We start from the raw sequence: 14,293 nt of genomic DNA on the forward strand, positions 1-14,293 counted from the left end.
CGCAAAGGATCGCGTGCGACGGTGGTGCCGGGCACCACCGGGCATGGGGACGACGCGCGGGCGCGCGATCAGATCAGGCGCTGCCTGTGAAGTGAGAAGTCACGACATCATCCCCTACAACCAGTGCCTCCATGCCGCCGACGTCCTCCGGCCGGCGACACGCGACAAGAGGCCCATTACACGGCCTGACCACACAAACTGTCAACTCGCCTTAAAGGCCGCCGCCGCCGCGAGGAACGTGTCGTTCGCCTCCGGGTCGCCGATCGAGACGCGGGCGCCCTCCCCCGCGAACGGCCGCACCGCCACGCCCACGGCCGCGCACGCCGCCGCGAAGTCGAGCGTGCGCTCGCCGAGCCGCAGCCAGACGAAGTTGGCCTCGGTCAGGGGGATGGTCCAGCCCTGGGCGATGAGCGACTCGCGCACCCGGGTCCGCTCCTTGACCACGGTGTCGACCCGCTCCATCAGCTCGTCCTCCGCGCGCAGGGAGGCGATGGCCGCGATCTGCGCGAGGTGGTTGACGGCGAACGGGATGATCGTCTTCCGGATGGCCGACGCCACCGCCTCGTGTCCCACCAGGTAACCGACACGCAGCCCCGCCAGACCGTAGGCCTTGGAGAAGGTACGCAGGACGCAGACGTTCGGCCGGTCGCGGTAGAGGGTGAGACCGTCGGGCACGTCCTCGTCGCGCACGTATTCGCGGTAGGCCTCGTCCAGGACCACCAGCACGTCGTCCGGCACCCGGTCGAGGAAGGCCACCAGCTCGGCCCGGCGGATCGCGGTGCCGGTGGGGTTGTTGGGGTTGCAGACGAAGATCATGCGCGTCCGGTCGGTGATCGCCTCGGCCATGGCGTCCAGATCGTGGTCCTCGCCCGCCAGCGGCACCCTGACCGACTCGGCCCCGGCCAGGTCGGCCAGCAGCGGATAGGCCTCGAACGACCGCCACGCGTAGATCACCTCGGCGCCGGGCTCACTGACGGCCTCGAACAGCTGCTGCGCCACGGTGACGGACCCCGCCCCGAGCGCGATGTGCTCGACCGGCACCTCGAACCGCTCTGCGATGGCTTCCGTCAGCTTGATCGCCCCCGGGTCGGGGTAGCGGTGGACCTGCCGCGCCCCCTCGGCGATCGCCTCGACCACGGACGGCAGCGGGTCGTAGGGCGACTCGTTGGAGGAGAGCTTGTACGAGCGGCCATCAGGAGACATGACGGCCTTGCCCGGCTTGTACGCCGGCATGGTGTCCAGAATCGAGCGGAAACGAGGCATGGCTTCACCCTAAAAGAAGCCGACCGGCAGGGCAGCATCGGGAGCCTGCTGAACAAAGTTGGCGAAATCTGCATCCGCAGGGCCATCGGCTCCGTTGTCTCCGGCGTGAGGCGGTTCGCTGCGACCGTGGAGGCGATCGTTCGAAAGAATGGGCGGAGCCATGGCTGAGCATCAGGATTCGGTGGAAACGGGATATGGCATCGGTGCCGTGTCCCGGCGGCTCGGCGTGCCCGCGGCCACGTTGCGCACCTGGAATCTGCGGTACGGCATCGGCCCGAGCGGCCGCAGCCGGGGCGGGCACCGCCGCTACGACGCCACGGATCTGCTCCGCCTGGAGGAGATGAACAGGTTGATCCGGGAGGGTGTCGCACCGGCGGAGGCGGCGCGGGCATCGCTGCGTCTGCGACCGGGGGCGGACCAGCGCGAACCGGCCGAGCCCGCCGCCCCTGGAGCCGGGGTGGCCGGGCCGGTGCCCACGACGGCGATGCTGGCCAGGGCCGCGACGAGGCTGGACGGCGGGGCCGTCGGCGCGGGGGTCACGGCCGCGATCGCGCGGCACGGCCCGGCCTGGACGTGGGAGCGGCTCGTCCTGCCCGTCTTCGCCACGATCAGCCGCCTGCAGCGCAGGACGGGGGCGGGCATCGAGGTCGAGCACCTGTTCTCCGACGGCGTCCTGGCGGCGCTGCATCCGCTGCTCGAACCGCCCGCGGCGCCGGTCAACCTCCGGCCCGTGTTGCTGGCGTGCGCGGAGGAGGAGCAGCACAGCCTGCCCCTGTACGCGGTCGGGGCCGTGCTGGCCGGGACCACGGGGGTGGCGGTGCGGCTGCTCGGCGCGCGGACGCCGTACGGGGCGCTGGCCGATGCGATCCGCACGCTGGGGCCGTGCGCGGTCTTCCTCTGGTCGCAACAGGCGCTGACGGGGGATCCGGCTCCGCTGGCGGCGCTGCCGCCGGTGCGGCCGCCGTACCGGGTGGTGGTAGGCGGTCCTGGCTGGTGGGATGGGCTGCCACGCGGAGTGACCAGGGTGGGTTCGCTCGAAGAGGCGGTGACCCGGCTGGTGGCGGCGGCGAGCTGATCAGGAGGCCGCGGTGACCAGGTTCTTCGGCAGCCGTCCGAAGATCAGCCGGTGGAAGGGGACCAGGGTCCACCAGTAGAGGTGGCCGAGGAGCCCGCGCGGGTAGAAGATGGCGCGCTGCTCGTAGACGGTTCTGCCGTCCTCCTGCCGTACGGCGAGCTCTAGCCAGGCCAGGCCAGGCAGCCGCATCTCGGCGCGCAGCCGCAGCAGGCGGCCGGACTCGATCTCCTCCACCCGCCAGAAGTCGATGGAGTCACCCACCCTGAGCCTGCGCGGGTCCCGTCGCCCGCGGCGCAGCCCGACGCCGCCGGCGATCCGGTCGAGCACGCCGCGGGCCCGCCATGCCACGGGAAGGGAGTACCAACCGTTGCCGCCGCCGATGCCCTCGATGACGTCCCACAACGCACCCGGCGGGACGTCGCTGGTCAGGGTGCGGCGGTCGATGTAGAGGCTGCCGCCGGCCCAGTCGGGGTCGGTGGGCAGGGGGTCGCTCGGGGCGCCCGGGGTGGAGGCGGAGGACCAGCGGGTCGCGACGTCGGCCTCCTTGATCTTCCGCAGGGCGAGGGCGACCGCGCGGCGGAATCCGATCAAACCTTCCGGCGGATCGGGAACGTAGGCGGCGATGTCGTGCTCGCGGCAGACCGCCTCGTTGCGCAGCGACTCCACCAGGGGTCGGGCGATGGTGGCCGGGACCGGCGTGACCAGGCCGACCCAGTGGCTGGACAGCCACGGGCTCAGCAAGGGCACCGGGATGATGCATCGCGGCGGCAACCCGGCGGCGGCCGCGTAGCCGCGCATCATGTCGGCGTAGGTCAACACGTCCGGGCCGCCGATGTCGAAGGCGCGGTCGACCTCCTCGGGGATGGACGCGCACGCCCGCAGGTAACGCAGCACGTCATGTACCGCGATGGGTTGCGTACGGCTGCGCACCCAGCGCGGCGTGGTCATCACCGGGAGCCGCTCGGTGAGGTAGCGCAGCATCTCGAACGAGGCGGAACCCGCGCCGATGATCACAGCGGCGCGCAGGACGACGGCGGGCACCCGGCAGCCCAGGAAGATGTCGGCGACCTCGGCGCGCGAGCGCAGGTGCGGTGACAGGTCCTCGTCTCCGGTGAGGCCGCCGAGGTAGACGATCCTGCGTATGCCCGCCGCCTCGGCGGCGGCGGCGAAGGCCCGCGCGGACCGGCGGTCGGCGTCGGCGAAACCCTTCCCGCCACCCATGGTGTGGATCAGGTAGTAGGCCACGTCGACGCCCTCCAGCGCGGCGCGCGTGGCAGCGGCGTCCAGGGCGTCGGCCGCCACGATCTCGGTGCTGCCCGCCCAGGGCAGGTCACGCAGGCGGGCAGGGGAGCGGACCATGCAGCGCACGCGATGCCCGGCGTCGAGGAGCTCGGGCACGAGTCGCCCGCCGATGTACCCGGTCGCGCCCGTCACCAGCACTTGTCCCGATTCAGACACCCGATCGCTCCTTTCGTGCTGAATGACCTCTTGATCAGCGACGGCGAGCCGTGCATGCGCATCCGCTGATCAGGCGGGGACGTGGTCGCGCGGGCGCAGCGCGTCGGGGTAGGGCGACACGGCGATCCTGGGCCGGGTCATGCCGCCGCCGGCCGTTCGGCGACGGACTCCTGGGTGGGGATCAGGCGTCGCAGGCAGGCGCGTTCCTCGATCATCACTCCCCCAAATGATAAACGATTCAAAATCTATTCAACCTCGCCATACAGAGGGCCGACAACCAAGAACACGGAGATCGTGCACCGCTCCGGCGTCTGCCGCGGAAACCTGGGAGTGGAGACCGTCAACCGGGACCTGCGGATCCGCGACCATCCGCCGCTGAGCCTCGCCGGGCGCGGCTCGACCCTCTCCTAAGGGCGGCCGCGCTCCGCCTTGATCGCCGCGTGAGGCGCCGCCCCTAGGTTCGGGTGCTGTTCCTTCATGGAGCTATTCCTTCAAGGAGCGCAGCATCGGGGGGTGGAGCAGCTCGGCGGGGCCGCGGCGGTGGAGTTTGGCCGGGCGGCCGCCGTCGCGGGTGGTGGTGGCGCCCGTCTCGACCAGGAAGCCTTCCGCCTTGGTGACCTTGCGGTGGAAGTTGCGGGGGTCCAGGGGGCGGCCCCAGACGATCTCGTACACGCGCCGCAGGTCCGCCACCGTGAACTCCGGCGGGCAGAAGGCGGCGCCCAGCGAGGTGTATTCGAGCTTCGCCCGCGCCCGCTCGATGCCGTCCAGCATGATGCGCCGGTGGTCGAAGGCCATCACGGACAGGGTGTCGACGGGCTGCCAGCTCATGTGGGCCTTCTCCGAGGCCGGCAGGTCCGGAGCCAGGCCGAGGTAGGCGACGCTGACCACGCGCTGGCGGGGGTCGCGGTCCGGGTAGCCGTAGGTCTGGAGCTGCTCCAGGTGCACCGGGGCGCCGGGGAGGCCGGCGCGTTCGGCCAGGATGCGCTGGGCCGCCGCGGGGAGGTCCTCGTCGAGCTGGATGAAGCCGCCAGGCAGCGACCAGCGCCGCAGGAACGGCGGGTTGTCCCGGCGCCACACGAGGGCGCACAGGGCCTGGCAGCGCACGGTGAGCACGACCAGATCGACGCTCACCGGGATGCTCGGGACCATGGCAGGCACGTTACACGCCGACCGGCCCAGGTCGCCCTCAGCGGCGGGCGCGCTCACGCCGCGATGCGGACGTGGAGCGGCTCCGTGGTGGCCTTCCCCGTGGGGAGTTTCACGCCGACCTTGACCCATTCGTCCGGCGGCACCTGGGCCCAGTCGAACGGCACCCACGCCGTCTGCATGCCCTCCGGCAGATCCTCCAGCGGGTCCTCGTCGAGCCAGCCCACGGCGGAGATCACCAGTTCCTTCAGCTCGTCCCCGTACTGGAGGGTGACCGTGCCGTCCTTGAGGTTGTACCCGCGCACCTCCACCCCGTCCTGGATGTCGCGGGAGCGCCGGATGGCGTCCACCGCGATCGGGCGCTGCCAGTCCTGGCTGATCTGCGTTTCCAGCGAAGGGGAGCCGCAGGTCAGGAAGTCGCTCCACATGTAGGAGACAATTTTCTGAACGTACCTGCCGGCCATGGTGACGGCCTGGTCGAGGCGTTTCTTGTCGGTCTGACCGCGGGTCCCCTGCGGGGCGCACGGGCGATCACCGGAGGGCTCGAACGCCTCGACGTTCGCCCAGAGCTGCACGTCGAAGCCCGCCTGGAGCATCTGGTCGCGGGCGGCGGACATCTCGCGGTAGTAGTCGCGCGTCGAGCCGTGGTAGGCGGTGCCGTACGTGGTCTCGCCCACGACGGAGCGCAGCCGCTCGTCGACCTCGGTGTCGCGCTGGTCGGGCCAGAACAGGCCCACCTTGCCGGTGCCGCGGCTGTCCTGCGGCGCGATGATGCCCACCCCGGTCTTGGCCAGCGCCACGAACGCCGCGGCCACCTGTTTGGGCGTCTGCCCGAAGGGGACGCGCTTGCGGGCGTCGAGGTAGGGGCTGATGAGGATGGGCTTGCCCAGCTCCTGCTCCACGATCTGGTGCTGCTCGGCGTACACCTCAAGGGTGGGGTTGCCGGCGAGCGTGTCGGCCATCTGCACCTCGAACGGCTGGTAGACGCCACCGAGCGAGGTGCGCCCGGCGAAGCGCGCACCATAGTCCTGCAGGATGCGGCGGGTCAGCGTCCGAAGTGTGTCGATGTGCTTTTTGTTGGCCCTGGTCGGGGTCACGGGGTCGCGCGGCGCGAGCGGCAGCGCCGGGAAGACCTGCACACCGAACTGCTCACCGAGGTCGAGGAGTTGCGTCAGGCTGTCGGTGTCCGAGCCGGCGACGAGGATCAGGTCGTACGGCTTGGGCTTGGTGAAGTCGCAGGTGGCGTCGTCGGAGCCGTCCATCGGGGTGAGCACGCGGAAGTACACCCGCTTGCCCACGGTGATCTTGCGTTCCATCTGGGGGCAGCGGAACAGGCCGGGCCCGAACGACTCGTCGGTGCGGTAGACGTATGTGCGGGCGATCCGGTTCTTCGGGTTCGCCTTCTGAAGGTCGAGCTCGGCCGCGTCGCGGCAGCTCCGGCCGTCTTCCACGCAGTCCTTGTAGAGCGGGTCGAGCTGTCCGTCCTTGGTCTGCACGCGGCCCTCGTCGTCGGGGGTACGAAACTGCAGGCCATAGCCGATCCTGATGACCGTGTCGCCGCCGAGGTTGTGGATGTCCTCCATCTGGTGGCGCCAGGTGCAGGGGTTGGACTTGGGGGTGATCCAGTAGCCGGTGACGGCGTAGGGAGCCTTCTCCTTGGTCTCGAACGTTCCACACCGGTCGGTGACCTCGCTCACCTTAGGCGTGGGCTCCGTGCGGGTCGGCGTCGCCTTGGCCTGCTGGCTGGTCTTCTTCGGAGGTTCGTCATTGGGCAGCACGACGATCACGGCCGCGACGGCGGCCAGGATCGCAGCGCCGAGAAGCACGAGAAGCCAGCGCACGTTGAGGAACCTACCGCCCTAGTGATCTGCCGAGGATAAGCCGCTAGTTCTTGACGCCTGCCCACGATTCGAGCTGGGCCACGAACCTCTTGGCCGAGTTGGGCCAGTGGTGGTTCGCGCGGGCCGCCGCGTAGCCGCGCGCGCCCTGCGCCCGCCGCTCCCGTACGTCGTCCCTCAGCGTCAGTACGGCCTGGGCCACGGCCTTCGGGTCCTCCCACGGGACGACCACGCCGCTGTCATACCGCTCGACCAGCTCGACCGCGCGGGGAGACGGCGTCGTGATGACCGGGATGCCATGGGCCATGTACTCGACGATCTTCGTGGGCATCGAGTGGCGGTAGTTCGGCTCGTCGTGCAGCAGCGAGAGCCCGGCCAGCGCGCCGTCGAGCCGCTTCAGCGCCTCGTCGTTCGGCATGAAGTCGCGCCACTCCAGCAGGCCCTCCGTGACGGCCTGGTTGAGCATCGGCCGGCTGTACGGGTCGGCGTAGCCGATCAGCTCCACCGCCACCCGGTACGGCTGGAGCAACCGGGCCACCTCGACGGCCTCCATCACGCCCCGGGCCCTGGACAGCCACCCCAGGTACACCACCCGGTCGTCGCCGGGCGGCGTGACCGAGTCGGGGACCCAGGTCTCGTTCGGCACGATCAGGTGGGCGTGCTTGAACCGGCCCGCGTAGGCCGTCTCGGCCAGCAGCAGGTGCAGGTGGCGCTCGGCGGTGCCCTCCAGCATGCGGGCGAGGAAGCGTACCGGGGGCCGCAGCAGCGACGGCAGCCACGGCTTGAGGGAGAGCGTCGCCGGGGTGTCCTCGTGGACGTCCCAGACCACGGGCGGGCGGTTGCGCACGCCCCAGATCGCGAACAGCAACTCCGGATCGTGGATCAGCACAATGTCGACCTTGCGCCGCATGCGCTTGAACAGCCTGCGGGCGGCCCAGACCCCGGCCATGCGCTTACGCTGCGCGGCCCTGGGCAGATCGACGCCGTTGACCCAAGGACGAGGCACGACCCCGTGGGCGGTGAACGAGGCGGCATACGTGACCTCATGACCTGCATCCACGAGGGCACGGATCTGCCTATGCAGGATCCTCGCGTCCTCGGGGTTATGCACCACCGTCATGACGAGCACGTGCACTGCGCGCAGCCCTCCGTCGCTACAGCCGCTCGACGCGTTCACCCTCGGTGAGAACACCGCGGGTGTCGAGCACGAGCCTGGCCTTAGCCTCGACCATGTCGAGGTCGAACGCGGCGTGCTGCTGCAGCAGCAGCGTCACGTCGGCGCCGACCACGGCCTCGGCCAAGTCCTCTTCACGGGGCACCGGGGTGCCGTCGACCGACCACTCCTTGACATGCGGGTCCGCGAACGTGAGCTCGGCCCCCAGTTCCAGCAGCGCACGCGCCACCGGCAGGGCCGGGGTCTCCCGTTCATCGGCGATGTCCGGCTTGTAGGTCACGCCGAGCATAACCACCTTGGCGCCATTTACGGCCTTTTTATGCCTGTTGAGCAGACGCTGTACCCGTGCCACCACATAGGACGGCATCCGCTCGTTGATCTCCTGGGCCAGCTCGACGAACCTGAACGGGTAGCCGAGCTTGCGCACCGTGTACGACAGGTACGACGGGTCGACGGGGATGCAGTGCCCCCCGACGCCGGGACCGGGCAGGAACTTCTGGAAGCCGAACGGCTTGGTGGCCGCGGCCTCGATCGACTCCCACAGGTCGATCCCCAGCTCGTCGCAGAAGATCGCCATCTCGTTGACGAGGGCGATGTTGACGTGCCGGTAGGTGTTCTCGAGCAGTTTGGCCATCTCGGCCTCGCGCGTGCCGCTGACCGGCACGACCTGCTCGATGAACTGGCCGTAGAACGCCGTCGCGCGGTCACGGCAGGTGCTCGTGTAGCCCCCGACCACCTTGGGCGTGTTCCGCAGCCCGAACTTGGGGTTGCCCGGGTCGATCCGCTCCGGCGAGAAGGCCAGGAAGAAGTCTTCCCCCGCGACCAGGCCCGAGGTCTCGAGAATCGGGCGGGCCACCTCGTCGGTGGTGCCCGGCCACGTCGTGGACTCGAGCACGACCAGTGTGCCCTTGCTCAGATTGCGCGCGACCGTCCCCGTGGCGCCCTCGACGGCGGACAGGTCCGGCCGGTGGTCCTCGTCCAGCGGAGTGGGCACGCAGATGACGATCGTGTTGCTCTTGGCCAGCACGGACTCATCGAGCGTGGCGCTGAACCCGTTGGTCAGCATGTGCTCGAGATCGGCATCGGTCAGGTCATCGATGTAGGACTGACCGGCGTTGAGCGCGTCGACCTTGCGGGGGTCGACGTCCACGCCGACGACCCGCAGACCGGCCGCGACCGCCTCCTTGGCGAGCGGCATGCCGACGTAGCCCAGGCCGATGACCGCCAAGTCGATTTCTGTCACAGCAGTGCCTTAGAGAGCCGGAAACAACACTTCATGGTCGCAAAGGCTATCTCAAGTCCACCTAGCTCACGCCTAATGCGACCGAACCCGTCACAACAGACAGCCAATCTGAAGGTCATCGTTCGGTAATGGAGCGGTAGAGAGACCGGTAAGTTTCGGCAACTCGGCCCCAAGTGCGCTTGGCGGCCACCTCTGCCCGGCCCGCCTCACCCATCGCCGCGCGCCTGGCAGGGTCCTCCCTGAGCGCGGCGAGCGCCTTGGCCAGCGCCTCCGGATCGCCCGGCGGCACCAGCAGCCCGGCGCCGTCGGATCCGACCAGCTCCGACAGCGCGGGCAGGTCGCTGAGCACGACCGGCTTGCCGAGCGCCATCGCCTCGACGGGCTTCAGCGGCGTCACGAGCCGGGTCACCCGCAGGTCCTCGCGGGGACAGGAGAAGATGTCGATGGCCGCCTGGGCCTGCAGCGCCTCGTCCGGACCCACACGGCCCGGCAGGAGCGCGCTCATCAGCCCCAGCTCGCCGACCAGCTCCAGCAGGTTCTCGCGCTCGGTGCCGTCGCCCACGATGAGCACCCGCACCGGCGTGCCCTCGTCGCGCAGCAGCGCCGCGGCCCGCAGCAGCGTCGCGAACCCCTCGTAGCCCACGATGCTGGACACCGACCCGACGACGATCTCGTCCTTCGCGATGCCCATGCTCGCTCTGAACGCCTCGCCGTCGTAGGAGGCCGTGAGCAGCGAGTCGTCGACCGCGTTGGGCGCCAGGAAGATCCGCTCCCTGGGCACGCCCCGCTCGACGATCTCCGTGGCCATCGTCTCGGCCAGCGTGACGACCGCGTCGGCCTCGCGCATCAGGAACGCCTCGCGCTCGCGCTGGAGCACGTGGCGCTCGCTGCCGATCCGGCCGGGATCGCGGGAGGCCCAGGTCTCCTCCAGGAAGCCGCGGACCTCGTAGACGAACGGCGTGCCGGTCCGCTCGCGTACGGCGTGCGCGATGGAGCCGTTGCGGTGGTCGGTGGCGGCGTGCAGCACCTGGGGCCGCAGCTCCGCGACGAGCTTGGTGACCCCCTCGGCGCCCTTGATGATCCGCCCGCGGGTCTCGAACGGCATCTCGCCGTGCCCGTCGGGCAGCAGCCGGTAGTAGGGGATCCCGTCGAGCTCCTCGAACGGCGGCGCGTCGGCGTGCCCCTGCAGCATCGGCCAGCCCCAGCTGGTGACCACGTGCGGATCCAGGCCCTTGGCCTGCTGCGCCATGACGATGCGGTGCGTACGGACCGTGTAGCCGGCCTGCGTGTACGGCAGGGCGTTGGTCACGCAGTGCAGGACCCGCCCGGCCACCCGGTCCACGACGGCCACCTTGGGCTGCGGCGGGATCGGGTCGGGGCTGATCGCGGCCAGCTCACCCCGGTAGTAGGCGGCCCTGCGCTTGACGAAGGGGTATTTGGTGTGTTCTTCGAGCACCGCCGCGGCCTGGCTGACCCGGCCCTGGTCCCAGTGCTCCTTGGCCTCGTTCCACGGCCCCTTGAGCACCCGCATGCTGAACTTGCGGACCGCGCGCCTGGCCCGGCGGGCGGCCGGCCAGGCGACCTTGCCCACGACGGGACGGAGGGCGGGCGGGAGCGACTCGGCCGCCGCCTGGGCCACGCGCACCGGGTCGGCCTTCACCTTCGTCATGACGACGCGGGAGACGATGATCGGGTGCTGCACGAAGCCCCTGATAAGGCCGCCGACACCGGCTCTAGCGGACTTGGCGGAAACCTTGCCGTTTGGTCTTGGGGAGTCTTCACGACTGGCGTCGGATGCCACGCGGTGACCGTACCATAGGCAGCGTTTTTTCCCTTCCGCTATGAAAGGCGAGGTCAATGAGGGAGAACCCCCTGGTCCTGCACGTTCTGGGCGCCCGTCCCAACTTCGTGAAAGCGGCCCCGGTGGTGCGGGCACTCGGTGAACTCGGCGTGCGGCAGGGCATCATCCACACCGGTCAGCACTATGACGCGCTGATGTCCGACGTGTTCTTCGCCGACCTCGGGCTGCCGGAGCCGGTGGCCAATCTGGGCGTCGGTTCGGGCAGTCACGCGAAGCAGACCGCGGCGCTGCTCGTCGGCCTGGAGGAGGTCGTTCTCGAGCACGACCCCGACCTGGTGGTGGTCTACGGCGACGTGAACTCGACGCTGGCCGCGATCCTGGTCTGCGCCAAGCTGGGCGTACGCACCGCGCACGTCGAGGCGGGCCTGCGCTCGTTCGACCGGGGCATGCCGGAGGAGGTCAACAGGATCGTCACCGACTCCCTGTCGGACCTGCTCTTCGCCACCTCGCCCGACGCGCTCTCGCACCTGGCGGCCGAGGGCGTGCCCGCCGCCAAGGTGCACCTGGTGGGCAACCCCATGATCGACAGCCTCTTCTCCGCGCTGCCGGCGCTGGACCCGGCGCCCGTGGTGGCCCGGCTGGACATACCGGCTCGTTATGCCGTGGCGACCCTGCACCGCCCGGCGAACGTCGACACCCCCGAGGCGGCCAAGGAGCTGGTCTCGGCCGTGCTGGACGTCGCCCGCCAGATCCCGATCGTGGTGCCGATCCACCCCAGGGGGCGTACCCGGCTGGCCGAGGCGGGCCTGGTCGACGGTCCCTCGGTCAAGGTGATCGAGCCGCTGGGCTATGTGGACTTCCTCTCACTCGTCCGGGGCGCCGCGCTGGTGGTCACCGACTCGGGCGGCGTGCAGGAGGAGACGACGATGCTGGGCGTGCCGTGCCTGACGGTCCGGCCCAACACCGAGCGGCCGATCACGATCACGCATGGGACCAACCGGCTGGTCACCCCGGCCCTGCTGCCGGCCGCGGCCGAGAAGGCGCTGGCCGACGGGGCCACGACGCCGTCGGGTGAGCTGCCGCCGCTGTGGGACGGCGCCGCCGGGCCGCGGATCGCCCGGGTCATCTCGGCCTGGCTCAAGGGGGACAACCTCTCGCCCGCCGCACAGGGCGCGCGTTCCGAATAACCCCCTCATTCCGTACGGTCCCCGCCGTACCATGACATACCTCCGCTAAGTGATAAGGCGTGCATCCCCATGGCCGAAACCCCTGAAGAGCCCACGTACCAGCGACTCGGCCCCGTGAACTGGCTGCCCGAGGAGCGCAAGCTCGTCGAGCGCTATGAGGCGGACATCAGGGAGCTGCGCCGGCGGCTGGAGATAGCCGAGGCCAAGGCCGCCTATGCCACGTGGAAGCTGGAGGCCACCCAGGCCAAGCGGACGTTCAAGCTGGGTGAGGCGCTGGGGTCGAAGAGCCCGGGCAAGGTGCTGGAGGCGGTCAGGTCCAAGGACCGGGCGCCCAAGGCCCCGATCCCGGTCACCTTGGCCGTCGCGGCGGCCAACCACCGGCCGCCGCTGGTCGAGGTGCCGACCGTGAAGTGGCCGGCCGGGCCGGTGAACCGGCCGGACCTCAAGGTCGCCGTCATCCTGGACGACTTCTCGCGGCTGGCGTTCAGGTACGAGTGGGACCAGATCGAGTTCGGGCTCAAGGACTGGCCGGAGATCTTCGCCGAGAAGCGGCCTGACCTGCTGTTCTGCGAGTCGGCCTGGCACGGGAACCAGGGCCGCTGGCGCTACCAGATGACCGGGACGAACGCCCCCAAGGACCCGCTGCGCGACCTCGTGGCGTGGTGCCGCGCCGAGGGGATCCCGACGGTCTTCTGGAACAAGGAGGACCCGCCGAACTTCGAGTTCTTCATCGACACGGCCAAGCTGTTCGACTACGTGTTCACCTGCGACGGTGACATGGTCCCGAAATATCGTGAAACTTTGGGCCACGATCGGGTGGACGTACTCCAGTTCGCCGCCCAGCCCCGCGTGCACAACCCGATCCAGCAGAAGCAGGGCCGCCTGCACGACGTCGTCTTCGCCGGCATGTACTTCCGCGACAAGCATCCCGAGCGCCGCGAGCAGATGGAGACGGTCATCGACCCGATCCGCGAGCTGGGCCTGCACATCTTCGCCCGCAACGGCGAGGTCGACGAGAAGTACGCCTGGCCGGAGAAATATCGCCCGCACATCGTGGGCGAGCTCCCCTACGACCAGATGCTCGCGGCCTACCGGATGTACAAGGTCTTCCTCAACGTCAACTCGGTGCTCGACTCGCCCACGATGTGCGCGCGCCGCGTGTTCGAGCTGTCGGCCTGCTCCACGCCGGTCGTCTCCGGGTGGTCCAGGGCGATCGAGGAGACGTTCGGCGACCTGCTGCCGATCGCCCGCGAGCCGGTCGAGTCGTACAACCAGGTGCTGCACCTGATCAACAGCCCGGAGCTGCGGGCCCGCATGGGGCACCTGGCGATGCGCGAGGTGTTCGACAAGCACCTGTTCACGCACCGGGTGGACCAGATACTCCGGTTCCTGGGGCGGCCCGTCACCACCGGGGCCCGGTCGATCTCCGTGGTGCTGCCGACCAACCGGGCCGCGCAGATCGAGCACGCGATCTCCTCGGTGGCCAAGCAGATCCACCGACCGCTGCAGCTCGTCATGGTCCTGCACGGCCTGGACATCGACCCGGTGGTGGTGGCCGACAAGGCCCGCATGGCGGGCATCTCCGACGTCGTCGTCCTGCCCGCCTCGGCCGAGCTGTCGCTGGGCGCCTGCATGAACCTGGGCATCGCCGCCGCCGAAGGCGACCTGATCGCCAAGATGGACGACGACAACCTGTACGGCGAGCACTACCTGTCGGACCTGGTCAGGGCCTTCGACTACACCGACGCGGAGCTGGTCGGCAAGGGCGCCCACTACTCCTACTTCGAGGGCCTCAACACCACCATGCTGCGGCTGCCGGGGCTGGAGCACCGGTACTCGTTCCTCGTGCAGGGCGGGACGTTCCTCGGCAAGGCGGACATGTTCCGGTCGTACGGCTTCGCGGACATCACCCGGGGCGAGGACACGCACCTGGTCCGCAGGCTGAAAGAGGACAAGGTCAAGATCTACTCCGCGGACCGGTTCAACTTCGTCTATTGGCGCAGCGCCGACGCCTCCATGCACACCTGGCAGGCCGACCACATCAAGCTGACCAGGAACGCCCAATTCTCTTTTGTCGGCCGACCGGACGATCACGTGCTTGTTTAGTT

At 69.7% G+C, this 14,293-nt stretch carries 10 protein-coding genes; 3 read left to right on the forward strand and 7 right to left on the reverse strand.

The features are described 5' to 3' along the window. Window positions 1–201 precede the first annotated feature (201 nt). The gene (gene hisC, locus AB0C30_RS49400; RefSeq protein ID WP_357957514.1) at window positions 202–1,263 is read right to left on the reverse strand and encodes a histidinol-phosphate transaminase; all 1,062 of its coding nucleotides are present in this window, start codon (window positions 1,261–1,263) and stop codon (window positions 202–204) included. 160 nt (window positions 1,264–1,423) lie between these two features. Here hisC and AB0C30_RS49405 point away from each other — a divergent pair, with 160 nt between their 5' ends. Continuing rightward, window positions 1,424–2,338, forward strand: a complete 915-nt coding sequence (locus AB0C30_RS49405) for a MerR family transcriptional regulator (protein WP_357957516.1) — start codon at window positions 1,424–1,426, stop codon at window positions 2,336–2,338. Here AB0C30_RS49405 and AB0C30_RS49410 read toward each other — a convergent pair whose 3' ends face one another. From AB0C30_RS49410 to AB0C30_RS49435, 6 genes are all read right to left on the reverse strand, one after another. Then, a complete protein-coding gene (locus AB0C30_RS49410) occupies window positions 2,339–3,796 on the reverse strand; it encodes an SDR family oxidoreductase (RefSeq protein ID WP_357957518.1) in 1,458 nt (485 codons plus the stop codon). A gap of 483 nt (window positions 3,797–4,279) precedes the next feature. Then, window positions 4,280–4,945 (reverse strand): NUDIX domain-containing protein, encoded by a 666-nt coding sequence (locus tag AB0C30_RS49415; protein WP_357957520.1) that lies wholly within the window; start codon window positions 4,943–4,945, stop codon window positions 4,280–4,282. Between the two features lie 53 nt (window positions 4,946–4,998). Beyond that, window positions 4,999–6,783, reverse strand: a complete 1,785-nt coding sequence (locus AB0C30_RS49420) for a DUF4434 domain-containing protein (RefSeq protein ID WP_357957522.1) — start codon at window positions 6,781–6,783, stop codon at window positions 4,999–5,001. Window positions 6,784–6,826: 43 nt separating this feature from the next. Then, window positions 6,827–7,915 (reverse strand): glycosyltransferase, encoded by a 1,089-nt coding sequence (locus tag AB0C30_RS49425; protein ID WP_357957525.1) that lies wholly within the window; start codon window positions 7,913–7,915, stop codon window positions 6,827–6,829. A gap of 19 nt (window positions 7,916–7,934) precedes the next feature. Then, window positions 7,935–9,197 carry a nucleotide sugar dehydrogenase gene (locus AB0C30_RS49430; protein WP_357957527.1) on the reverse strand — a complete coding sequence of 421 codons (1,263 nt, stop codon included), beginning with the start codon at window positions 9,195–9,197 and terminating at the stop codon, window positions 7,935–7,937. A 115-nt stretch (window positions 9,198–9,312) separates the two neighbouring features. Continuing rightward, window positions 9,313–10,899 carry a glycosyltransferase gene (locus tag AB0C30_RS49435; RefSeq protein WP_357957529.1) on the reverse strand — a complete coding sequence of 529 codons (1,587 nt, stop codon included), beginning with the start codon at window positions 10,897–10,899 and terminating at the stop codon, window positions 9,313–9,315. Between the two features lie 155 nt (window positions 10,900–11,054). Between AB0C30_RS49435 and wecB the strand changes: the two genes are divergently transcribed. After that, window positions 11,055–12,185 carry a UDP-N-acetylglucosamine 2-epimerase (non-hydrolyzing) gene (wecB, locus tag AB0C30_RS49440; RefSeq protein WP_357957531.1) on the forward strand — a complete coding sequence of 377 codons (1,131 nt, stop codon included), beginning with the start codon at window positions 11,055–11,057 and terminating at the stop codon, window positions 12,183–12,185. Between the two features lie 69 nt (window positions 12,186–12,254). Next, window positions 12,255–14,291: a glycosyltransferase gene (locus AB0C30_RS49445; protein WP_357957533.1), complete on the forward strand. Its 2,037-nt coding sequence runs from the start codon at window positions 12,255–12,257 to the stop codon at window positions 14,289–14,291. Window positions 14,292–14,293: the final 2 nt, after the last annotated feature.

Origin of the sequence: Nonomuraea sp. NPDC048901, assembly GCF_040649695.1 — a bacterium.
Taxonomy (GTDB): domain Bacteria; phylum Actinomycetota; class Actinomycetes; order Streptosporangiales; family Streptosporangiaceae; genus Nonomuraea.

Coding starts and splice junctions, on each gene's coding strand:
- hisC (WP_357957514.1), bottom strand. CDS start 1,263: ATGCCTCGTTTCCGCTCGATTCTGGACACCATGCCGGCGTACAAGCCG.
- AB0C30_RS49405 (WP_357957516.1), top strand. CDS start 1,424: ATGGCTGAGCATCAGGATTCGGTGGAAACGGGATATGGCATCGGTGCC.
- AB0C30_RS49415 (WP_357957520.1), bottom strand. CDS start 4,945: ATGGTCCCGAGCATCCCGGTGAGCGTCGATCTGGTCGTGCTCACCGTG.
- wecB (WP_357957531.1), top strand. CDS start 11,055: ATGAGGGAGAACCCCCTGGTCCTGCACGTTCTGGGCGCCCGTCCCAAC.
- AB0C30_RS49445 (WP_357957533.1), top strand. CDS start 12,255: ATGGCCGAAACCCCTGAAGAGCCCACGTACCAGCGACTCGGCCCCGTG.